This window comes from Lachnoclostridium phocaeense (assembly GCF_959599685.1).
Lineage (GTDB): Bacteria > Bacillota > Clostridia > Lachnospirales > Lachnospiraceae > Claveliimonas > Claveliimonas monacensis.
The window spans coordinates 53,486-74,856 of the sequence record NZ_CAUGIN010000010.1 but is presented as its reverse complement, the minus strand read 5'-3'; the positions used below and the strand labels follow the sequence as shown (position 1 = coordinate 74,856).

Below are 21,371 nucleotides of genomic sequence, written 5' to 3'. Positions count from 1 at the left end.
CGGCACAAGAAATGTCCACGGAAGATCCGGGGACTTTTCTTGTGCAAAAAAAAGAAAACTTCGATGAAATCTTTCATACTATGTTTGCAGGGGAAGCTACTATATCTTATCTCCTAAGGATCGATCCCCGCAAAGTAGCGCCCTGCCGGCTGCCAGGTGGCTGCAGGTCGGCGGCGCATATGGTACGGACTGGCGTTGCTCCAACAATCCCCCTCTCAGGAGCAGGGAGGTTCAATCCCTCTCCCGTACCTTCCTTCCCAATACTGGGGAGGTAAAATCATGTTAGGCGCAGCATGGAAGAGTACCTCCTTAAAATGTGAGAATAGTAGTGAACTACCACAGACCGTAAAGGTCAGTGGCTTCTGTTAAATGGTTCACCAGACTAAGGATCCGGAAACGGGTACTACGATATTCAGGTCATGATACCCTCGGTTGACGCAACAGACCGTCGCTCTATCGTACATGTTTGAGTTGGGTCAGAGTAACCACAGCCTGTGACATGTACATGACAAGCCCGTATATCATTGTCGAGTTGAAGACGGAATAGCCGCATGGTAACAGTGCGGCGTAGTACGCACCGCCTGCCAAAAAGGCAGAGTATCTACTAAAGAATAAACAATTCAGCAATTTACTCTTCCATGCACATGGCGCGGGCTGGTGTTTCCCCTATTTTGGAACAAACAGTTTCCCCTATTTTGGAAGGTTCGATCCCTTCCCCGCGCCTTCTCCCTGCCATCCCCTTGACCGGCGGGGAGACCCATTTTCTCTATTCTTTTTTTCGGCATACGGACTTGCCATGTAGCCTGTCTGTGTGCCACTTTTTGATTTCTATCAAATTCCTATTGATTTCCGAACATTTGTTCTTTATAATATAGCCAAACACATGTTCTGTTTCGTGAAGGGAGGGGGTACCGTGCAAAGGACGATTTTCCATATTGATGTGAATTCGGCTTTCTTGAGCTGGGAGGCGGTATATCGGCTTAAATTCCTGGGAGAGAAACGTGACATCCGAAACCTGGTCGCCGCGATCGGCGGAGATGAAGCCAAACGTCACGGCATCATCCTTGCTAAGTCCATCCCTTCAAAAAAGTACGGGATACAGACGGGAGAGAGCCTTTTGGAAGCCAGAAAGAAATGCCCGCAGCTCCTCATTTTTCCGCCTGATTATGATCTATACGAGGATTGTTCCCGAGCGTTCATACAATTGTTGTCACGATACACGGACCAGATCGAGCAATATTCCATTGACGAATGTTTCCTGGACGTGACAGACGCCCTGCCTCTTTTCGGAGACCCGTTAACATTTGCTCTACGTATCAAGAAAGCTGTCTATGAGGAACTAGGATTTACAGTGAATATAGGGATTTCTTCATGTAAGTTGCTGGCTAAAATGGCCTCCGATTTCCGTAAGCCTTACCGGATACATACCTTGTACCGGGAAGAGATCCCATCGAAGCTGTGGCCCCTGCCTGTGGGAGACCTTTTCTACGTGGGGCATGCCACAAAAAATAAGCTCCACAAACTTGGGATCCATACTATTGGCGAACTGGCACATACCGACCCGGAGCTTTTGCAAATCCATATGAAATCCCATGGGCTGCTGATCTGGGAATACGCCAACGGGATTGACGATTCCCCGGTCATTGCTTCCCCGCCACCGAATAAGGGATACGGCAACAGTACCACAACCTCCTTTGATGTATCCTCTTACGGTGAGGCGGATGCCGTCCTACTTGCGTTATGTGAGACGGTCGGGATGCGGCTACGCCGGGACCAGGCGTCCGGCAGGGTCATCCACGTAGGGATCCGCTATCAGGACTCCCTGGCTTTTGCCGGGATGCAAACAACACTGAATGAGAGGACCTGCAGCACAAGTTGTCTGTACAAAACAGCAGCAACCTTATTAAGAAAGATATGGAACGCAAAAACTCCCTTACGCCATCTGGGCGTGCATGTCGGCGACGTAAAGTACCGTGAAGCATATCGGCAAATGGAACTGTTTCAGACCGGAGCGGACCAGGAAAAGCAGCTGGTGTGGGAGCGGACAGTGGACCAGATCCGGGCGAGGTACGGGCCTTATGCCCTGATACGTTCTTCTTTTTTACTTTATCCGGACGTGGATCCAAACAGCGGCGGCATATCAGCGGAGAAGCGTGGCATCCATACAGGAGAGTGATCATATGTCGTTTAAAACAGAAAACTATACAAAAAAAGCAGGAAAGCCAGGATACGGTGGGCGGGAGCTTATCGCCTGCGACTGCTGGTTTACATCCAGCGGCGGCATGCAACCCCGATTCCTGAAATGGCAGAGTCCTGATGGAGAAATCCATACCGTCCCAGTCCATACTTTCCTGCCTCTGGAAGACGAACATTTTGCCGGCAGGACTCAGAAAGTATTCTTTTGTACAGCGGAGCAAAACGGGACAGCCGTGTATTTCAAACTCTACTATAATGTAGGGGAATGCAGATGGAAAATGGAGTGGGTCAAAAATAGCTGATCCAGGCATTCCCAACCGAATGTTTGTTCATATTGTTTTGGGAAGGGATGTGTCGTATAATGGATAACATGTCAGGAAAAAAGATACATAAGCAGGAAATCGTTGAAGAGTTTCAAAAACACAAGAAGGATATTTTAGAGGTCATTTCTCATGAGATCCAGCATTGGCATACTCCGATCCGCGGATATACCAGCATGGCCGAGCTTGAGGCGGATCAGCGCTACCAGTTCCTGTTGCATTCTGAAGCATTGATCCAGGAGGGGATTGCCTGCCCGGATCGTGATATCACCGAGACTGATACGGGCGATATACAGTTTGTTGCACATGCAAGGTTTTACCAGTATTGGATCTTGGCCAGAAAATATATACGAAAGGAAGAGAAACATGGAATTCATGAATCTACCGGTCGAAGCGGACTGGACCGCCGAAGAGATTCGCACTGACTATCAGAATGGTTATACAAAGAAGCAGCTCTCCAGGATCTACCTTATCCCGCCCCGAGAACTCACAAAGATCATCACAAAGGAGGAACCTTCCCGTGGATGACAGCTATATGACAGACACAGAAGATATCGAATTTATCCGGGGCAGGGCGAACCAATTGATCCCGCCAACAGATGAACGGACTATTTGCGATGTGGTCGCAAACGGTCTTATCGTAAACATCTATCTCCGCAATCCAAGGCCTGAAGAAATAGCGGCCCTGTCGCCTGGACACCCGGCGGAGGTCGGATTATATGAGTACCGTGGGATCCTTGTCCTTCTTCTTAATTTCGGGGACATCATCATCACTGAGTGCCCCATCCGCTTGCGCCCGGGAAAACTGCCGCTGGAATGCCCAAAGACCCCGGGGATCTCTATCATTCTTACAGACCTAAACGACAACATTGTAAGGAGCGTCCGTTTCCTTTCTGTCCGCCCCTCCTTTTGGGGGGAGATATATAAACGGCTGACAGAGCTGGAACAAATGAAATATACTATGTCTAAGCAGAAAACGCTGGAAGAGTTTGCCTTGGAGGTACCTGGGGACAAATGGGAAAAGGCAATACTCCGGCATAAGATCATTTAAAAGAAGGAAGAGGGAAAAATGAGGATTGAAAAATTTAAGATGGAACGTGAGGGCCTGGTAGAAGAGGGAGAGGAAGTCACGATCAGCGAGCGACGTCCGAGTTCTGGACGATATACCTATCTGGTGGAACCATCCGTTGCCATGTCCGGGATCTTTAGGACGACGGAACGGATCAAGGCGCGGAAGGGAATCATCCGGAAGATCGAACACACGGACAGGGGGTATTACCTCCACGTGGAAGTAGAAGAATAATAACGAGGGCAGACCGGACGGTCTGTCTTTTTTATATAAAGTTGACAATAGAAGCGCAACGAATTGATATATCAATATAAATCCAAAGATAAATCAATTTCCTATATTGACATTACCTAGTTGATATATTAAAATAAAATCAACCGGATAACGAATATATCAATCACGGAGGCGCAAAAGATGAATAAGAGATGGATGAATACAAATGTATCAACGGCAGCAGAAATGACGGATCTCACCGACGGGATGATCTTGGAATTCTCGAATGGCGAGGTCATATTCCCTTCCCCTTGTGAAGAGAAAGATCCTGTAGAACGGTCTATGACTGATCCCAAAATCTTCGGAAAAATGAGCGATGAGGAAACACTGATGGGACACATTTCCCTCCCGATCCCGATCGTCAACATCCAGTATCTATTTGGAAGCAGACCGATCCTGCCCCGCATCCTTGGCATACTACGAAAAGACATCGAGAAAATTGTATATTATGGCGCACACGTCGTTATTGAGCCAGGAGAGACAGAGACCAGATACAAACAGATTGTAGAAGAAAAGGATTTTGAAAAATTCCAACAAGAGTACCCCGGTACTGTCTGCCTGTGCGGAGCGGAGGCGATCGAAGCTCTATTAAAAAGAGAGAATGCTCCAGAGTACGAACATATCATCCTGCACTGCCTGCCGGTCATCCCGCTTTCACTGCGGTACCAGAAAGTAGAACTTAAAAACAAAAAACCAGCCTGGAGCCCGATCCCGATGGAATACCTATATGACCGCTTGATCCTGAGAATAGGCCGCTTGGCCAAGTTAAAAGCACTCAAAGCTCCGGAGGTCATCATAAGGAATGAAAGCAGGATGCTGCAGGAATACGCAGATACCTTGATCAGCAATGGAGCTCGCGGCATCCCTTATATCACGCCATTCGGGTGCCCGGCACAGTCCTTACAGGAATTATACGAGATCGTATCCTGTCCATGTCCGACCAAGGTGAAACCGGTCCTTCCGGTTGGCACATACATTGACGCCGTAGCATTGGAAGATCCCGTCAATATCCTGTATCCCCTTGTGTCCGATGATGCAGAGGACTGCGAGAGGGAAGAAAGCACGGATGAACCTTATGATCCGGAAAATGATCCGATAGAATTGGCCGAAGAAAAAATAAAGGCTCTTTGTCGTCCCTTTATAGACGCAGTGATCAAGAAAAACTTCTCAATATATGCAGAAGAATTTCTCAGCCCAATGCTGAACTTTGCCGAAGAGTCTATCCTTGCCGGTATTGGAAACGTAAACCTGGACGAGCCAATTGAGCCACAGCTCCTAAACGGTATTTTTGAGACTATCCAGATGGCAATGAAAAAGCAGAGTATGTATCTATAGGAGGAAATGTAATATGGCAAAAGAAAGCAAAGGAGAATATAAAGAATTCCGGGAACTATTAAGACGGGGGATCGGGACCCGGACACAAAAAGCGTTTGCAGAGGAAGTGGGAATTTCCAAGGAACATTTGAACCGTATGTTGAACAATAGGGAGATCAACCGCCCTACGATATCCATATTAAGAAATATGGCCGGCCATATGAATACCATCACAGAGCGGATGCTGCTGGAAGCGTGCGGGTACGAGATGGAATCAATCAAAGACCGATCGGTAAGGTGTGAGGCAACGCTCACAGATGGGCTTAAAAACCTGGTCACCGGTGATTACCCTCAGCCATGGCGGTCCGTGACGGATGCTTTACAGACGATCGCGCTTTTGTATATGTCAGAAAGCGGAAAATTCGAGTTTGGAAAAGAGGAAACTAATGAAGAAGAAGGCCACCATCTGGCGGAAAAGCACATGCAGGTCTCATTTCAATGGGGAGATGGGGAAAGCGTCTGCGAAACGCCGGTCACGATCTACTATTCACGGACAGAAAACGGAAACCTGATATTCCAGGATTATCAAGTTGACAGCACCAATATACGGAGGAAACGGACAATGGCGGAAGAGCGTTTATTAAAGGCTATTTTTGGCGATGAAGACGAAAAAATGGTAACAACAACCATTTTAGGTTATGGTTTTCATTATACGGAGACGCCTGGTGGATTTCCCGACTTTCTGAACGAACACCGCGGAGCGTTCTGTACGAGCCGGGATCGGTCACAGATGCTCCTCCAGATCATAGATGGAGGGAAAGAGCCGGATGAAATTTTTGCAGACTTTTCAACGGACAGGTATGGGATAGGAACCGGCGGAGCAGTCGCGGAAATCCTTTCTAAGGAGCTAGGGATCCTTTTCTATTGTTACGAACATGATGACGAGCTGGGGGAAGAGGACAGCCCAAGCTGTATCATGGTGGATGACCATGATTTTGTCCGGGCCGAGATAAGCAGAGAAGAGTTATTGCTGAACCTGCAGAGAGCCGCCGCAACATTGCAGATACCAGAATTCGGCCATATCTATCACTCTTATCGGGAACCCGCGCAGCCACAACTATACGACACAAAATCATTTTGCTACGAATTCAAATAAGAACTATTTCGTTCTGTGACGATCGGCAATCTCTCAGAAGCGCTATATGAGCAAGCACTCCTATGGCGCTTCTTTTATTTTGTGCAAAAGCCAAACCTCTTACCTCAGTCTCCATACTATTAAAAGAAATATGGAGGGAAAAGCGATGTACAAGAATATGGAGGAGAGGAAGATAGGAGGGCTTCGCATCCTATACGGAGCAAGCCGGTGCGGAAAAACAAGGACGGCCCTCAAAGAGATCCAGGGACTTCTTGCTAAGAAGAAGCACAAGGTCTATGTCCTGGACGGCAAAAGGGAATATGGCACTTCCTGGGATTTGTTGGAGGTCTATGAAAGTAAATATTTCAAAGTCCTGCTCCAAGAACTGGAAAAGCCCCAAGGCCATCCCCATGCCTACCTGGAACTGGAGAAGCTATACAATCCTATTTATAGAGATACATTCCTTGGTGATGAGGAACGTGTCTTCATGTGGAAGAAGCTGAAGAGGATTGCGCAGAGAGGGGTGCATGTCACCATCTTGATCAGCCAGTTGGAACTGCTTCCCATTGATGAATCTTCCGAAAGGAGATTGTCCTTTGCTCCGTAAACATTTGACCAATATCCTGTTTGCCCTGTCTGTCCTCGTATTCATCTACAATGGAGCGGATCTTTTTATAGATCACGTAATGCCAAGGATCCATATTCGTGCTGCATCCATTGAAGAAGAGGGTGTCACGTACTGCACACACAATGAATATCTGCATGTTTCAATCCCGTCTGTCGGATTAGAGGAAGCAGTCCACCTCGGAGGTACGCAAGAGGATGCGGATGCGTATCCTGTGTTCATGGTCCCCAACCACTTACCTGGTGAAGGTCAGCCACTGGTTATGGGTGGCCACAATTATGGGCCGTTCAAAAAGCTGGAGAAAGTGAAAGAGAATGACACGATACGGCTCATATCACCGGAGTATGTCTATGTATATCAGGTCAAATCCATTGAGATATGCGACACAAAAAAACAACGGCACCATGATCATAGACAGTACAGGGAAAAATGCCCTACAGGCGCATGGCGAAACACTGATCCTGTATACCTGTTATCCATTCTCGCTCTGGGCTGACAACGAGGATCAGCGACTTGTGATCAAAGCGGGAAGAGTGGGTCAATAATCGTTGTGTAAAAATAGTTCTTTTTACAAAATTCATACACTCTATTGATGAAGATACCAGAGGGCGTCTCGCGAGAAGAAACAAATTGTCTATGCAATTCTCAGCAGACACCTGTACACAAACGCTTAAAGGGAACATAATCACGCATCGGATGTGCCCGTATACAAAATTGTAGTTGAATTGTATAGATCTATTTGGGAAAAATGGATATTTTACGTATAGATCGGATTACAAATGAGGACAGGCATGAGTGGGTTTTTCGAAGAGATTTTGCCAATTGGCATCATAGTCACATATTTCCTTTATCTTTAAGGGAAATTATCAAGCGTTCATAAAACAGGAGGCGAGATCAAAAATGCAGTCACTTCAAAAAGAAAGTCCAAAATACTGCCCGTTCTGCGGCTACAAATTTCTTCAAGGCCAGGACAGCACTCAAGGCCTTTATAATTGTCGTCAGTGTGGGCAGTCATACCTTATTCATCCGTTTGCGGATCCCGTAGTAGATTCCGCTGAAATATGGATGGATATCCCGGGATTTTATGGAGTATATCAGGTCAGCAGCCACCTGCGAGTACGGAGCCTGGACAGGATTAGCTCCGCAAACAGGCGCTTGACCGGGAAGATGATGCACACATACCGAAAAGGCTCCGGCGGCGAAATCTATATCGCGCTAAGCCGCAGAGGTCGTCAAAAAGAATATAATGTTCGGACTCTGTACGAAAATGCCAAAACAGGCGATGAAAAAACAGGATTTGCAAGCGGGGATTGTACGCTAAGAAAGCAAGCGAACAAACGGGGTGAAGGTAACCTATGTCTAAAATAACAATGACTATTGGACACAAATATTTACATCACCGAAAGATCGATCTGGATGGTCGCCCTTTGGAGGCGGAACGCTGGATAAAATGCATCGGACTGACCAAAAACGGAGCTCTCTTTCAGCACGAATTTGAAGTATTCGAACTTGAAAGCGAAAGGCTCAAAACAGAGATAATCCAAGAGTTCAGGGGGTTTTAAACATGCAGGCTGTTCTTAAGTATCCCGGGGCTAAAAATCGGCTCGTTTCATGGATCCTCCAGTATATTCCGCAAAAATGCGTGTATGTAGAACCGTTTGCCGGAAGCCTGGCGGTCCTGCTTAACAAGGAGCGCAGCCACATCGAGACGGTCAATGATCTGAACAGTAACATCGTTAATTTTTTCAGGGTACTACGTGATCAACCTGATAAGCTGAGCCACCTGATCGCCTATACACCATATGCCAGAGAAGAGTATGACCTTGCGTTTCAGGAAAGTGAAGATCCTATAGAAAAAGCAAGGAGATTTGCAGTCCGCTGCTGGATGGCCTTTGGATGCGGGAACCGGTATCACAACGGGTTCCGGAGCGGGAAAGGGATGAATTCCCCCAACCCTGCTAAAGCATGGTCCCTGCTGCCGGAAACGATCGCAGAAGCTGCCCATCGTTTACACGGGGTACAGATTGAGCACATGGATGGCATCGAACTCATCAAAAGATATAACAATACGGATGTGTTCCTGTACCTGGATCCACCTTATCTTCCGTCAACGAGGAAACCTTATCTATATGCAGATGAAATGGACGAAGAGCAGCACATAGCGCTTCTGCAGGTTATAACGGAACACAAAGGGATGATCCTTTTATCGGGATACGATAATCAGCTCTACGAAAAGTATCTTTCTAATTGGCATAAGGTATCGAAGAAAAGCCAGGCGGAAAACGGCAAGATCCGGACGGAAACTCTATGGATGAATTATGAGCCGGCGGATACACAGCTTGCACTGGAAGATTTTCTGATGTTTTAAGATTCCCGCCCTGGTATGCGGCGGAAATAGTATACTAAAATAATCACTTCGGCGAGTGACCAGGTTGCCCGCACGCCACCGGAAGGCGTTTCCTCCAGGAAAACAGGGTTCGACTCCCTGACGGGCAAGTTTTTAAAAGAAAGCATAGATAACGAGAGGTTCAACAATATGAGAGATACAGAAAAAAACAGAGAAACAAATAAGGCCATTTTATCCTTCATAATAGAATATATTGTCATCCATGGTTATGCCCCGTCTGTCCGGGAAATAGGAGAGGGAGTAGGGTTAAGCTCTTCTGCTACCGTACAGAAACATCTGGAGTATATGATCGAGATCGGAGAACTGGAAAGCGATACCTTCCCCCGCCAGCCCAGGGCGATCCGCATTCCCGGCTATGTGCTGCAAAGAAAAAAGGATAGAAAAACAAGCAGTTAATTATTCTGCAATATACCATATGTATAATGATAGAGAGAGGATGGGGTTGGATGAACAAAAAGTCGATCATACAGCTTATCATAGTAATGCTGATAGGCATTAGTCTTGGCTTCGTAGTAACAACGTGTATTGTGTTTCTCGGAAATGTCCCTACTGGTTCCATGTCCCCAACCATAAAACCTGGAGACTATATTCTCGGGAACCGCTTTGCTTATCAGACCAAGAATCCATCTTACGGGGATATAATCATATTTTCAAAAACCGCCGAGGGACCAGATGGTGACTCGGAAAGAGTTATAAAGCGGATCGTTGGAATGCCCGGGGATAATATTGAAATCTTTCGGGGAAGGCTCTTTATCAATGGAGAGGAGATTGAGGATGGCCGACAGTCTCCCGGTCTGGAAAAAGATCTACCGCCTCAGACGATCCCTGAAGACTGTTATTTTGTTATGGGAGACAACAGAGATAAGTCCTATGATTCACGCTACTGGGAGGACCCGTTTGTAGAGAAAGATATGATCATCGCTAAACTTGTCTGCATATTCTTTCCAATCGGTGATTGGCAGGTATTTTGACACATTACCGCCGCACGCTCGTGACTTTAGTCGTGAGTAAGGCGGTCTTATATTTCATTATATGAATAGTCATTTTTTTGTTGCGCATAAAGATATGTATGAACAACATATTTTCTAAGTTTTTTTGTTCATCTGAGAAAAATGATCTTATTTGCATATTTGTTATAATGGATAAAAATGTATCTTAATTGTGAGCATATGGTCACAACAAGGATTATGATATAAATTCAGTCATAGAACCAAATAAAAGGAGTTTGCTTATGAAGCTGATATCCACATATAGTATTAAAATTAAAGAATATCGGCACATCTTTAACGATACAGTCAATCTGTATCGTCATGCGGTAGACTTCTTTCTCGTGGTCTGTGACCAGGAATGGGAGAAAGTTTCGGAAATCAGTACATCAAAATTTCAGATGACGTTTATAGAACAACTCACACATAAAACAGCAAAAAATCCGGCCACAAAATATGATTTCGACTCGGATTTTTATAAGTTCCCCTCCTACCTGCGGAGAGCAGCCATTTATGAGGCTTTAGGTAAATACTCTTCCTATCAGTCCAACCTGGTAAACTGGAAAAGGGATCCGCAGGGTCGGAAACCTTCGTTCCCCAAAGCAGGGTATGTGTATCCCTGTCTGTACCGGGACAACATGTACATACAGACAGAAATATACACGGCCCGGATCAAGGTTTATGTCCGCAATACTTGGGACTGGATCGATGTCCAACTTCAGAAAAGCGACGTGGACTATATCCGGCGTCACTGCTCCCACAGGAAGGAGTGCGCCCCCACTCTCCAGAAAAGGGGAAAAGAATGGTTCCTGGACTTTCCTTTTGAGGAACAGGTTACATTGACCAACACACCTTCCAAAGAGCAGGTGATCGCTGCCGTGGACTTTGGCATCAACAGCGCCGCCACGGTTTCCGTCATGTGCGCGGATGGCACTGTCCTTGGCCGGCATTTCTGTCGGCTTCCCAGAGAAAAAGACTCTCTTGCGCATGCGGTGAACCGGGTCAAAAAGGCACAGCAGCACGGAGCCAGGAAAATGCCCCGCTTATGGGCACGGTCGAACGGCATCAATGACGATATTGCGGTCAAGACAGCGATGTTTATCATTGAGGTGGCTGTCCTCTATAACGCGGATGTGATCGTGTTCGAGCACCTGGATCTGAAGGGGCGGAAACGAGGCTCCAAAAAGCAGCGGCTCCACTTATGGAAGGCCCGCCGTGTCCAGTCCATTGTAACGGACCAGGCCCACCGTCTTGGTAGGCGCGTCAGCCATGTCAACGCCTGGAACACCAGCCGTCTTGCCTTCGATGGCAGCGGGCGCGTCCTCCGGGGTCGGCAGTCTGAAAAGACGGGCGGCTCCTACAGCGTATGCGAGTTCCAGAACGGGAAGGTCTATAACTGCGACCTAAACGCCACCTATAACATAGGGGCGAGATACTTTATCCGAACACTCTTAAAATCCTTGCCGGCAACGGAGAGGTTGGCCATGGAGGCAAAAGTCCCTTCATGCGCTAAGAGAAGCACCTGCACCTTATCCACGCTTACTAGCCTGTACGCGGTCCTGGCGGCTTAACAGCTGTCAGTTGGCTGAGTTCAGACCCTATGGTGGAAAGGCTGTCCGATCTCCCTAAAGGGGAACCGCCGCCAGGTGGCAGTAGGAAGCACGTGAATTTATTCATGTGAGGCTTCACTTTTTAATTTGATTGCATTATCGTGTTCCTTCTTATATAATATTGGCAACAGGAAATTTCCTGTTCCTTACAGCTATCCTATGAGGATGCTCAGCAGGGCCCACTTTTAGGGCCGTCAACAAATCCTCCACTCTTAGGAGGTGACTAATAAGCTGCAGGTACAATGGTGTACCTGTGGCTTTTTGTTTCTTATATAAAAATCCACACTCATGGTAGATCTAAATTTTGACGAGAGGAGGCAAACAATGAAAAAGTATAAGGTCAGCAGAGAGCTGAAACCCTATATCCGTAGGATCCTAGTACGGAGCTTTTACAAATGTAAATTAATCTTGGATCCTGCGGGCCAGTATTGGTGTTATACCAATGCTAACTCTGACACATTTCACCGTATTGTCCAACGGGCAAAATGCGAGAAGAAAACAAGCGAGACAGGTTTGTTACAGTTCACTGCCAAAGAAGCTAATAACGCTTTGTTCAGGAGCGCAATGATGGATCTTACAAAGGAGTCCGCCTACCAGGTGATCGATGACGTATCTGGCGCAAGGACTGCATTAAAAACGCATTAATCAAAAACAAGTAAGCTGGCCTTATACAACAGGCCGGCTTTTTTGATGCCCACTTTTAGGGTGGAAAGGAGCTACTATGGGGACACAACTCATGAGGGAAATTGAAGATGTTGCAATTCCCGAACTTCTGCTCGCATACCATGGTGAGAGACAGCATATGCTTACCCGCCACATGGATGTCAGTCTCATAGAGCTAAGGAACCGACTGCGGCATATTCATGTGGAGAAAGATGAGATCATGAAGGCATCACGGTTCCTGAGCAACAGCCTGGCGGAAGTATGTACGTATGTACATACCTGCCTGCTGCAAAACCAGGCAAAAGTTGAGAAATGGATGCGGACAGGAAGACTGGGGAAATTAGATATTTCATGTACATTTGATCATCCGGTCGGAGAGTGCATAGCCCTGAACACAAACTGGAAAGATACGTTTCAGGAAAGTCAGTTGGTCGTAGTCCTTGGTGAATCCGATATCCCGGGACGGATCTTTCAGATCCTGACAGCATATCCAGAGGCAACACCAGATGAAATTGACTTGATCTATGATGCAATGGATCAATGGTTGCTTCACAGGAAATAAGCCGGCCACCAAAAAGCTGCCCGATCGGCAGCTTTTTGTTATCACTTCGAAGCAGGATCTGCGCAGCCCCTATTTTGGTAAACTTTCCCCAAACTATCCATAGAACGATAAATACGGATGAGAAGGAGCAAATAAAAAGAGAAATCCATATCGTTACTTTTATAATAGGAGGATACAAAGATGGAGGGATTAGCCTATCTGGTCAAAGTTATGCCCGATCATAACCAGAATAGGTATTATAAAATGATCCAGCAGGGAGATTATTTTAAGATCGAGATGGGAAGAGTAGGAGCCAGACCGGTCACACTGAAACGCCCTATGGCTCTCTGGGATACTACATTCCACAAAAAGCTTTCGGAAGGATACGTGGACAGGGCGAAATATTGTGACACGGCTTATAGAAATGAGATGCAGGAACGCATATCCGCCATACAGGATCAGGATACGCGCAGGCTCTGGAAGGATCTTGTGCTTTACGCAAACATGCTGCTTGTGTCAGAGTATACTGTCCATTATACGGAGGTTAGCAGGCAGATGGTGGAGACTGCACAAAGTCTGATCGACCGGATGCTTGCAGAGAATAATATTGACCGTTTTAACGGGCTTCTCATGGAGCTGTTCCAGGTCATTCCCAGGAAAATGCATAATGTCCAGGAAAAACTAGCAAAGGACATCAAGGACTTTTTGCCTATCCTGGAAAGAGAGCAGGAGCTTTTGGACGTTATGGAGTCTCAGGTGATAACCGGGGAGCCTGAAGAGGAAACAGAGGACCTGCTCATACACCTTGGATTGGACGTGCGGAAATGCACGCAGAAGGAATGGGAAGGTATTATACAACACATGTCTGATGATACAAGGCATCTCTGTAAAAGAGCCTGGCGGATCAAAAACCGTAGGACGGAAGAGCGGTTCCATGAATATAGAAGGAAAAACGGGATCCATAAGAAAGAGATACATTCTCTTTTCCACGGTTCAAGAAATGCGAACTATTACGGGCTTCTTTCACAAGGGCCTAAACTGAATATGGGATCCCCCAACGGTCATTTATTTGGGATGGGCTTATATTTTGCGACAAATTCCGCAAAATCAATCCGTTATACGTCTACAGGCGGATACAATCTGTACTGCCGGGAGAACATGCCCACATCCTATTTGGCTGTATATAAAGTTGCCTACCGCAATCCGCTTCATGTAAATTGGCCGACCGATGCCATGAGCCAGTGGAGGAAAAAGGACATCCTTCCCCATGACGCGGTATTTGCGCATGGGGGGAATGGATCTTATCTCGTCAATAATGAGATTATTGTTTACGATGAGGCAGCTGTCACTATCAAGTATTTGCTGGAATTAGAAAAGTAGACGGAATCGAGAATTCAAAAAAATCGGGATGTGGATTTGACTACTATAAGATATGGCCAGGGAGTTCCTTGGCCTCTTTTGTCCTATAAGGACTACCTATTGCAATGATATACAATCTATAGAGTTGTTTCTTTTTTAAGTGGCTCAGGTTTTATTTTTGTTGCCTTCTTTCATTATATTACCAAATTGGTTGCTCAAAAAAAGGACTTGAACACAAGATAGAGCACACTAAGCTATAAGGAAGGAGGCGGATATAGTGAATCAGGAAATCACTAAACTGGAAAAGCTATGCAATAAATACGGGTATCAAGTATCTGTACGATTTGACACGGTATATATCAGGACGCTTTGCGAATCCTGGTATTTTGAGCTGCCCACATTGGAAGAGACAGGTATGGTCAAGCTCTATCATGGTAACTCATTCGGAAATGTTTCTGAAAGATACCATAAACAGTTTACCCGCAAGATCACGATGGCTCAACTTGTCACTTACATTCATGATCACGAGCTGGCAAAATATATGGGATGTACATCTGTTTTTACATATATCCATAAACCAAAATTCAAAAACAGCCGACGGTATGCACGGGCATAACTATATGGGAGGATAGAAATGGGGAATTCTAGAAAGCTATGGCAGGAGTTAGCCGAAGACAAAAATCATGAGACAGAGCATGACATGGACGCCCTGGAGCGTGAACTGAATCTAAAAGACATTGGATCTGGGACTGATATAAAAGAGCAGACCGAAAAAGAAGAACTTGACACGGATCGGATAGACCGTGACTCGAATCACTTAAAAGTAGAAGAGTTTGATGATGAATATAATGATACGGATATGGACTATGATCCGGTATAGGGACAATGCTTATGGAATTACAAGGAAATGGAAACCATCTTATCGTAAAATTATATTTTGATCCGGATTATTATCGAGAGGGAGACGTCATTACGATCATGCGCAATGACACGGCTGCTACATGCATTATACTGGAGAACAAAGGGGAGTCCCTACGCCTTGCCCTGGCAGTCCAGGACAGAAAGAAAAGCGGCAGGCTCCAGGCAGGAGAAAAAGAATTGACGGCCCTTGACGTGTATGAAAACGGGATCGAACTGAAGTCCCTGTCTGACGGGCCACGCAAACTCGATATCCGTAAACTATATGAAGAATACAAAGACCTGAGCAGCATGCTATGCGAACAGGAGCATATTTCCGCAGACACTGGAGGCATGGATGGCCAGGATGATATTGACATGCGGCACGAGGAGAGACTCAAGGACTTCCTGCAGCTGCTAAACTCCATGCGCTAAGAAACAGGCCCCCTTTCTCCATACTATTATTGCCGGGCTACTTAGAAGCCCGAGAAAAGGAAAGGAGTAAAGGTATGTCTTACGAAACGCACTATTATGCATCGTATCCGGCGGATGGGGGACTGATCGCAACCATCCTGTCCATGATGGGCGTGATCATCTTCGTATCGATGATCCTAGCCATCCTGATGATCGTCTCACTGTGGAGGGTCTTTAAGAAAGCCGGTGAGGAGGGATGGAAAGCGATCATCCCCTTCTACAATCAGTATACTCTCTACAAAATCGTATGGGACACCAAGTATTTCTTCGTAACGCTTGCACTGATTGTAGTACTATGGTTATCCCTGTGGCTTACATCACTTACATCGATCTTTATGATCCTCTACCTGGCCTGCCTCTTAGCACTCGTTGTGATCCAGATCAAAGCGACGCATAAGCTTTCAAAGAGCTTTGGGCACGGCGGTGGATTTACGGTCGGACTGATCTTTCTGTCCGTCGTATTCATCCCGATGTTGGGATTTGGGACATCCCAATACCAGGGTAAGCCAGACTAAGATCATCCCTACAGTAATCAAGCGTGAAATCAATGAGAGAGCCTTTATGGCTCTCTTATTTTTATTCTATGAAAACATACTACCAACAGAACTAAATACAGATGAAAAGGAGGGCAGAAGTAAAAATCGGTTTAGTTCAAATAATATAGAGGAGGATTATTATATGCCAAAATGGAAACAAAGAGACCCGGATATCCATTGTCTGGATGAGCTGGTTGCAAAAAATGTTGGCATCTCGATCGAGAAATTTTTAAATCCAGAAGCGGATCCACCCATTAAATATCTGGAGGATGCAGTCGCCTTCACAAAGATATGTGTCAGCAATGGCATGGATATTAAAATTGTTGGCGATTATGACTGCGATGGCGTCATGTCAACAATAATCTTGAAAATGGGCATTACAGAATATACCGGTGTTACACCGGCAATTCGACTTCCTAGGCGATTTTCTGAAGGCTATGGACTGTCCATGAAGATCATAGACGAGACTGCCCATGGACTGATCATCACGGTCGATAACGGGATCGCAGCAATTGAGGAGATCAAAGCCGCCAAGGAAAAAGGCCTTTCTGTGATCGTGCTGGACCATCATCTGCCCCAGAGGGATGCGGACGGGAATGTCCTGCTGCCTGACGCCGATGTTCTCGTGGATCCACATGTGGATCCTGATGGCTGGTACACGCAGTATTGCGGCGCTGGTCTGGCATATCGGTTTATCAAGGCACTTAATCCAGAGAGCCAGATTCTCGAAAAGCTGGAGGCTTTTGCGGGTGTTGCTACAGTAGCAGACGTGATGCGCCTTACTGGTGACAATCGTAACCTGGTACTTCACGCGATCGAAGAGATCAACGCCAGAAAAGTGACAACAGGATTCCATATGCTCTTGGATGAGCTGAAAATAAGTTTCTGCACAGAAGATGATTTCGGCTTCTTGATCGGACCATGTATCAACGCGTCAGGCCGGCTTTATGATAACGGCCCCGCAGATGTTGTTGAGCTCCTGTCGGAAGACAGGAACATGCAAAAGTTAAGCACAGAGGAGACAACCAAGCTCCATAGCATGGCCCTGGAGCTGGTATGTAGGAATGAGGAGCGCAAAGAGCTGGTCCGCGAGGAGATGGATGTCGCCTCGAAATGGATCCAGAATATATGGATGAATAAACCCAAAGCAAAGCGAAAAGTGATCGTGCTATATGATCCGTCATACAATGAGGGGATCATCGGAATTATTGCAGGCCACCCGGCGGAACAATATCACGTACCCGCCCTCGTGTTTACGAATACAGCGAAAGCAGGCGAGTTAAAGGGTTCCGGGCGTAACGGGGGAGTCGTGCATCTTGAAAGGCTGCTGAAATCTGTACAAGACGCGGTACTTGGCTTTGGCGGTCACTGGGGTGCGGCAGGACTATCTATAAAAGAAAACCGCTTATCAGAACTTGAAGAAAAGCTTATCCAGTCTCTTGATGGACTGGGATTTGTGCCGCCAAAGAACGATACAGTTAGCTATGACCTAGAAATCCAGCTTAAAGACATCCCGCAGGAGCTTGCGGCTCTCTCAAAATTTGCCCCCTTCGGGGAAGGGAACCAAAAGCCGGTATATCTGGTAAAAGGCTTTGAAAGTTCCCCGATTGCAGGTAAATTTAATAAATTGATGGGTCGGCACGATGAGCACATAAAATTATATGGCAAAGAAGTAAGCGCCCTGCTTTTCCACAAGTCAGATCGTTACATTGAGGAAGGAGAACCCAAGGTCATCGATGTCATTGGGTGCCTGTCACAGAATTATTACAAAGGCCGCTTCTATCCACAGATAGAAGTAGAAGACTACAGGGCCGTGACGCAGGAGAAAACAGACTTTTTCCAGCAGCTAAATGAGATTATGGTCTATTAAAGGAGGGACAACCATGGGGAAATCCTACAACCAGGTGTCAGGCGAGATCGCTGCGATCCAGAGAAAAACGATCACAATGGCCTTCTCCCCGAGATTTTCATTCGTATCCCAAAATGAGTTCCGGGAACTCGTTGAGGGGAAAATCCGGCTAAGTCTCTACGATTTTTCAAATGGGAAAGGAGACAACGCCACATACGTGTATTTTAATCTGGATCTGGCAGATTTTAAATATCTATTCCAGTGTGCGAAGCAGATGTATCTGCCACAACCTTATTTCCAGACGAAAATATACGGCAAGACAAAGGAGGTACAAGGACAGTATACTGGGATGTGTAAATCATTCCGGCTTTCCGTGACCAGGAATGAGATCCGCTCTGATCAATCCAGGAGTATGTATCCTTGGTCGATACAGATTACAAACGGTTACGGGCGTGCGAAGCCTGGTCCCGTCGAGGGGACCTTTTTTGAGGAAAAAAGTTCCTTTGTAGAGGTGGGTAAGGTTTCAATCTTGCTCACAGATATTGAATTTCTGGATAGGCTGGAGGCTCTCAATGCCTACTTAGACGAATACAGGCATTATGCGGCTTCCAAGCTTTTGGAAACAGGCGAAGCCAAGATACAGGAGCTGTATGAGCGCAGCTCTTACCAGGAGGACATAGCGCAAGGGAGCCAGCAGGCTCCTTATGAAGACAGGACTGCAAATGGGCAGCAACGCAGCGCAGCTGTTCCCGCAGCAGGCACAGGACAAACAGTACCTGCAGCAGCTCAGGCAGGAAGCAATACCCGCCAGCAGTCCTCTCAGCCAATCCTGCACGCGACTCCGATGGTCTTGACACAAGGCTTTGCCGCACTTGAAAATAACTGGTGTGTCACAAAGTGTATGATCGGCGGGAACGAGTACACCTTATTCCTGCAAAATAATCAGGTCAGCGACCTGACAGAGGCAAGAGATAGAGGTGTCGCTGTCATGGCAAATCTCTACGACTATCAGGGCCGGCTGTACTATCACAGCCTGGCAGCCACAAACTAAACCTATTGGAGCCCCGCAAATAAAAGCGGGGCTTTTCCATTGCTCAAAAAAAGAAAACGGCGAACAAATATTTCATACTACCAAAGGAAGGGAGGAATATTCAGAACCATGATCAACTACCAAAAAGAGCTAAACGCCCACCAACTGGAAGCAGTCACGACAACGGAAGGACCGCTCCTTATACTGGCCGGAGCAGGATCTGGGAAGACTAGGACATTGATTTACCGCGTTGCCTACCTGATCGAGCAGGGCGTAGTCCCAGAGAAGATCCTGCTTCTTACTTTTACAAATAAAGCTGCAAATGAGATGAAGGAAAGGGCCGCCATCATGTTGGACAGCCGGTGTGAGAGGATAACGGCATGCACGTACCATTCATTTTGTGCAAGGACCCTTCGGAAATATGCCAATCTGATCGATATGCCAAGGAATTACACGATCATTGACGAGGCAGACAATACCAGTATCATTTCCATGGCCATGGCGGAAAGAGGCTATAACCGCCTGAAGGACTTCCCTAAACCAGGGGAAGTCAACAAAATGATCAGCAAGGCCATCAACCGGCATCTCCCGATTCAACTCGTGACACACGGGAACGGTGAAAAGTATGTTCCCTATACCAAACATATCGTAGAACTTAGGAAAGCGGCGGATGAATATAAGCGGATCAACGGTCTTATGAATTATGACGACATCCTTCTTAACATGCTCAAGATCCTAAGGGATCACCCACGGATTGCCAAAGAAATATCGGCTCTTTATGAGCATATCATGGTAGATGAGTACCAGGATTCGAACTACCTCCAGGAGCAGATCGTGTTTCTTCTGAGGCGCGAAAATCGGAACCTTGCAGTCGTGGGAGATGACGCGCAGTCTATTTATGGGTTTAGGGGCAGCGATGTGAGAAATATCATTGAATTTCCATCCAGGATGCCGGGCTGCCACACGGTATTCCTCACCAGGAACTACCGTAGTAATCAGGAAATACTGGATCTTTCAAATGATATGATGGCAAAGCATGCCACGGAGGGGATCTCCAAAAATATGATCGGAACTCATAACACAAATTTGAAGCCCACTCTCGTTGTCACCAAAAACCAGTCCGAGGAAGCTACTTATGTTTTTGAAAAGATCAAAGAGGATATTGCAAAGGGGATCCCATTATCGGATATATGTGTCCTTGCGCGGAGCGCCACCCAGACCTATCTGCTGGAAAAGCTTCTTGAAACAGGGAAGATCCCGTTCACCAAGTATGGTGGCCTCAAATTTTTTGAACTGAACCACATCAAGGATGTCATTGCCTTTCTGCGGTGCATGATCAATGAACACGATGAGCTTGCCTGGTACCGGATCCTGCAGATATTTGAGGGGATTGGGAAGAAATATGCCAGAGACATAGCGGGAGACTGTAAGGTCAACGGCATGAAGGCACTCATTGACCTAAAATACTTTAAACGGAAATTTTCAAAGGACCTAGCAATCCTATATCAGTATATGATCACGGCCCGAGACCAGATCCTGAAAGAAAAGATTACAACAATCTGTGACTTTTATTATAAGACACAAAAATCAAACATTGCCAACATGCGGACCGATGAGAATAACAGAGAAACTCTATTTCAGACGCTGGACCACTGTAAAAACGTGGATTTCAAAATCTTGAAAGAAATGGCAGCAGGTTACTTGGATGAAAAGGAATTCTTAGATAACCTGTCCCTGGACCCTGGGATCGAAAAGAATAAAGATGGTGATACTGTCATCCTCTCCACCATCCATTCCGCCAAAGGTCTTGAATTCAGGAATGTCTATATCCTGGATTGCGTGGACGAGATTTGCCCTATCACTGGAAGATCTGATATAGGTACGAAAGAGGACAACGAAGAACTTCGCTGCTTTTATGTAGCTGTCACAAGGGCAAAGGAGCAGCTCTGCCTAATTGCCCCCAAAGCTGTATCCAAGTTTGGGAAACCATTGGAAGGAAGATTGTCTCATTTCCTAACAGATATCACCGAGCTGTTTGCTGGTTCAATGTTAGCCTAAGAAAATGAAAGGAGGTCCGGCGTTCAAGC

25 protein-coding genes are annotated in these 21,371 nt (G+C 46.4%); all 25 read left to right on the top strand.

The features are described 5' to 3' along the window. The first annotated feature begins 913 nt into the window (after positions 1 to 913). On the top strand, positions 914 to 2,176 hold the full coding sequence (locus tag Q5911_RS06525; protein ID WP_303181838.1) for a DNA polymerase Y family protein: 1,263 nt from the start codon (positions 914 to 916) through the stop codon (positions 2,174 to 2,176). A 4-nt stretch (positions 2,177 to 2,180) separates the two neighbouring features. Continuing rightward, entirely contained in the window at positions 2,181 to 2,498 is a 318-nt protein-coding gene (locus tag Q5911_RS06520; protein ID WP_303181836.1) for a hypothetical protein, read from the top strand. A 59-nt stretch (positions 2,499 to 2,557) separates the two neighbouring features. Then, the gene (locus Q5911_RS06515) at positions 2,558 to 2,941 is read left to right on the top strand and encodes a hypothetical protein (protein ID WP_303181835.1); all 384 of its coding nucleotides are present in this window, start codon (positions 2,558 to 2,560) and stop codon (positions 2,939 to 2,941) included. Between the two features lie 95 nt (positions 2,942 to 3,036). After that, positions 3,037 to 3,567, top strand: coding sequence for a hypothetical protein (locus tag Q5911_RS06510; protein WP_303181834.1), 531 nt, complete (start codon positions 3,037 to 3,039; stop codon positions 3,565 to 3,567). An 18-nt stretch (positions 3,568 to 3,585) separates the two neighbouring features. Next, entirely contained in the window at positions 3,586 to 3,819 is a 234-nt protein-coding gene (locus tag Q5911_RS06505) for a hypothetical protein (protein WP_303181833.1), read from the top strand. Between the two features lie 180 nt (positions 3,820 to 3,999). Continuing rightward, positions 4,000 to 5,193 (top strand): hypothetical protein, encoded by a 1,194-nt coding sequence (locus tag Q5911_RS06500; protein WP_303181832.1) that lies wholly within the window; start codon positions 4,000 to 4,002, stop codon positions 5,191 to 5,193. Between the two features lie 13 nt (positions 5,194 to 5,206). Continuing rightward, positions 5,207 to 6,328 (top strand): helix-turn-helix domain-containing protein, encoded by a 1,122-nt coding sequence (locus tag Q5911_RS06495; RefSeq protein ID WP_303181830.1) that lies wholly within the window; start codon positions 5,207 to 5,209, stop codon positions 6,326 to 6,328. Positions 6,329 to 6,473: 145 nt separating this feature from the next. After that, entirely contained in the window at positions 6,474 to 6,914 is a 441-nt protein-coding gene (locus tag Q5911_RS06490; protein WP_303181828.1) for a hypothetical protein, read from the top strand. After that, the gene (locus tag Q5911_RS06485) at positions 6,904 to 7,428 is read left to right on the top strand and encodes a sortase (RefSeq protein ID WP_303181826.1); all 525 of its coding nucleotides are present in this window, start codon (positions 6,904 to 6,906) and stop codon (positions 7,426 to 7,428) included. The genes Q5911_RS06490 and Q5911_RS06485 overlap by 11 nt, the downstream gene beginning before the upstream one ends. Before the next feature lie 404 nt (positions 7,429 to 7,832). Continuing rightward, positions 7,833 to 8,300: an NUMOD4 domain-containing protein gene (locus Q5911_RS15015; RefSeq protein WP_442913477.1), complete on the top strand. Its 468-nt coding sequence runs from the start codon at positions 7,833 to 7,835 to the stop codon at positions 8,298 to 8,300. Beyond that, complete coding sequence (locus tag Q5911_RS06480; RefSeq protein WP_303181825.1) at positions 8,288 to 8,494, top strand: hypothetical protein; 207 nt, start codon at positions 8,288 to 8,290, stop codon at positions 8,492 to 8,494. The genes Q5911_RS15015 and Q5911_RS06480 overlap by 13 nt, the downstream gene beginning before the upstream one ends. Before the next feature lie 2 nt (positions 8,495 to 8,496). Then, the gene (locus Q5911_RS06475) at positions 8,497 to 9,300 is read left to right on the top strand and encodes a DNA adenine methylase (RefSeq protein ID WP_303181823.1); all 804 of its coding nucleotides are present in this window, start codon (positions 8,497 to 8,499) and stop codon (positions 9,298 to 9,300) included. Positions 9,301 to 9,468: 168 nt separating this feature from the next. Next, complete coding sequence (locus Q5911_RS06470) at positions 9,469 to 9,735, top strand: LexA family protein (protein ID WP_303181822.1); 267 nt, start codon at positions 9,469 to 9,471, stop codon at positions 9,733 to 9,735. A gap of 50 nt (positions 9,736 to 9,785) precedes the next feature. Further along, positions 9,786 to 10,310, top strand: coding sequence for a signal peptidase I (gene lepB, locus Q5911_RS06465; protein ID WP_303181820.1), 525 nt, complete (start codon positions 9,786 to 9,788; stop codon positions 10,308 to 10,310). Between the two features lie 260 nt (positions 10,311 to 10,570). Further along, complete coding sequence (locus tag Q5911_RS06460) at positions 10,571 to 11,896, top strand: transposase (RefSeq protein ID WP_303181818.1); 1,326 nt, start codon at positions 10,571 to 10,573, stop codon at positions 11,894 to 11,896. Between the two features lie 363 nt (positions 11,897 to 12,259). After that, positions 12,260 to 12,580, top strand: coding sequence for a hypothetical protein (locus tag Q5911_RS06455; RefSeq protein WP_303181816.1), 321 nt, complete (start codon positions 12,260 to 12,262; stop codon positions 12,578 to 12,580). 76 nt (positions 12,581 to 12,656) lie between these two features. Beyond that, positions 12,657 to 13,160, top strand: coding sequence for an RNase A-like domain-containing protein (locus Q5911_RS06450; protein ID WP_303181814.1), 504 nt, complete (start codon positions 12,657 to 12,659; stop codon positions 13,158 to 13,160). Between the two features lie 180 nt (positions 13,161 to 13,340). Then, complete coding sequence (locus Q5911_RS06445) at positions 13,341 to 14,519, top strand: hypothetical protein (RefSeq protein ID WP_303181812.1); 1,179 nt, start codon at positions 13,341 to 13,343, stop codon at positions 14,517 to 14,519. A 256-nt stretch (positions 14,520 to 14,775) separates the two neighbouring features. Further along, positions 14,776 to 15,114, top strand: a complete 339-nt coding sequence (locus tag Q5911_RS06440; RefSeq protein WP_303181810.1) for a hypothetical protein — start codon at positions 14,776 to 14,778, stop codon at positions 15,112 to 15,114. Positions 15,115 to 15,132: 18 nt separating this feature from the next. Continuing rightward, positions 15,133 to 15,378 carry a hypothetical protein gene (locus Q5911_RS06435; protein WP_303181808.1) on the top strand — a complete coding sequence of 82 codons (246 nt, stop codon included), beginning with the start codon at positions 15,133 to 15,135 and terminating at the stop codon, positions 15,376 to 15,378. Positions 15,379 to 15,389: 11 nt separating this feature from the next. After that, positions 15,390 to 15,830, top strand: a complete 441-nt coding sequence (locus tag Q5911_RS06430) for a hypothetical protein (protein ID WP_303181806.1) — start codon at positions 15,390 to 15,392, stop codon at positions 15,828 to 15,830. 74 nt (positions 15,831 to 15,904) lie between these two features. Continuing rightward, on the top strand, positions 15,905 to 16,384 hold the full coding sequence (locus Q5911_RS06425; protein WP_303181804.1) for a DUF5684 domain-containing protein: 480 nt from the start codon (positions 15,905 to 15,907) through the stop codon (positions 16,382 to 16,384). A 163-nt stretch (positions 16,385 to 16,547) separates the two neighbouring features. Continuing rightward, positions 16,548 to 18,275 carry a single-stranded-DNA-specific exonuclease RecJ gene (locus tag Q5911_RS06420; protein WP_303181802.1) on the top strand — a complete coding sequence of 576 codons (1,728 nt, stop codon included), beginning with the start codon at positions 16,548 to 16,550 and terminating at the stop codon, positions 18,273 to 18,275. 13 nt (positions 18,276 to 18,288) lie between these two features. Further along, entirely contained in the window at positions 18,289 to 19,305 is a 1,017-nt protein-coding gene (locus tag Q5911_RS06415; RefSeq protein WP_303181799.1) for a hypothetical protein, read from the top strand. 108 nt (positions 19,306 to 19,413) lie between these two features. After that, complete coding sequence (locus Q5911_RS06410; protein WP_303181797.1) at positions 19,414 to 21,342, top strand: ATP-dependent helicase; 1,929 nt, start codon at positions 19,414 to 19,416, stop codon at positions 21,340 to 21,342. Positions 21,343 to 21,371: the final 29 nt, after the last annotated feature.

Excerpts from the sequence above, each read along its gene's own strand:
- Q5911_RS06490 (WP_303181828.1), top strand. The coding sequence starts at position 6,474 with ATGTACAAGAATATGGAGGAGAGGAAGATAGGAGGGCTTCGCATCCTA.
- Q5911_RS06420 (WP_303181802.1), top strand. The coding sequence starts at position 16,548 with ATGCCAAAATGGAAACAAAGAGACCCGGATATCCATTGTCTGGATGAG.
- Q5911_RS06460 (WP_303181818.1), top strand. The coding sequence starts at position 10,571 with ATGAAGCTGATATCCACATATAGTATTAAAATTAAAGAATATCGGCAC.
- Q5911_RS06475 (WP_303181823.1), top strand. The coding sequence starts at position 8,497 with ATGCAGGCTGTTCTTAAGTATCCCGGGGCTAAAAATCGGCTCGTTTCA.
- Q5911_RS06450 (WP_303181814.1), top strand. The coding sequence starts at position 12,657 with ATGGGGACACAACTCATGAGGGAAATTGAAGATGTTGCAATTCCCGAA.
- Q5911_RS06425 (WP_303181804.1), top strand. The coding sequence starts at position 15,905 with ATGTCTTACGAAACGCACTATTATGCATCGTATCCGGCGGATGGGGGA.
- Q5911_RS06480 (WP_303181825.1), top strand. The coding sequence starts at position 8,288 with ATGTCTAAAATAACAATGACTATTGGACACAAATATTTACATCACCGA.
- Q5911_RS06430 (WP_303181806.1), top strand. The coding sequence starts at position 15,390 with ATGGAATTACAAGGAAATGGAAACCATCTTATCGTAAAATTATATTTT.
- Q5911_RS06495 (WP_303181830.1), top strand. The coding sequence starts at position 5,207 with ATGGCAAAAGAAAGCAAAGGAGAATATAAAGAATTCCGGGAACTATTA.
- Q5911_RS06455 (WP_303181816.1), top strand. The coding sequence starts at position 12,260 with ATGAAAAAGTATAAGGTCAGCAGAGAGCTGAAACCCTATATCCGTAGG.
- Q5911_RS06520 (WP_303181836.1), top strand. The coding sequence starts at position 2,181 with ATGTCGTTTAAAACAGAAAACTATACAAAAAAAGCAGGAAAGCCAGGA.
- Q5911_RS06410 (WP_303181797.1), top strand. The coding sequence starts at position 19,414 with ATGATCAACTACCAAAAAGAGCTAAACGCCCACCAACTGGAAGCAGTC.
- Q5911_RS06415 (WP_303181799.1), top strand. The coding sequence starts at position 18,289 with ATGGGGAAATCCTACAACCAGGTGTCAGGCGAGATCGCTGCGATCCAG.
- Q5911_RS06445 (WP_303181812.1), top strand. The coding sequence starts at position 13,341 with ATGGAGGGATTAGCCTATCTGGTCAAAGTTATGCCCGATCATAACCAG.
- Q5911_RS06505 (WP_303181833.1), top strand. The coding sequence starts at position 3,586 with ATGAGGATTGAAAAATTTAAGATGGAACGTGAGGGCCTGGTAGAAGAG.
- Q5911_RS06500 (WP_303181832.1), top strand. The coding sequence starts at position 4,000 with ATGAATAAGAGATGGATGAATACAAATGTATCAACGGCAGCAGAAATG.
- Q5911_RS06470 (WP_303181822.1), top strand. The coding sequence starts at position 9,469 with ATGAGAGATACAGAAAAAAACAGAGAAACAAATAAGGCCATTTTATCC.
- Q5911_RS06515 (WP_303181835.1), top strand. The coding sequence starts at position 2,558 with ATGGATAACATGTCAGGAAAAAAGATACATAAGCAGGAAATCGTTGAA.
- lepB (WP_303181820.1), top strand. The coding sequence starts at position 9,786 with ATGAACAAAAAGTCGATCATACAGCTTATCATAGTAATGCTGATAGGC.
- Q5911_RS06435 (WP_303181808.1), top strand. The coding sequence starts at position 15,133 with ATGGGGAATTCTAGAAAGCTATGGCAGGAGTTAGCCGAAGACAAAAAT.
- Q5911_RS15015 (WP_442913477.1), top strand. The coding sequence starts at position 7,833 with ATGCAGTCACTTCAAAAAGAAAGTCCAAAATACTGCCCGTTCTGCGGC.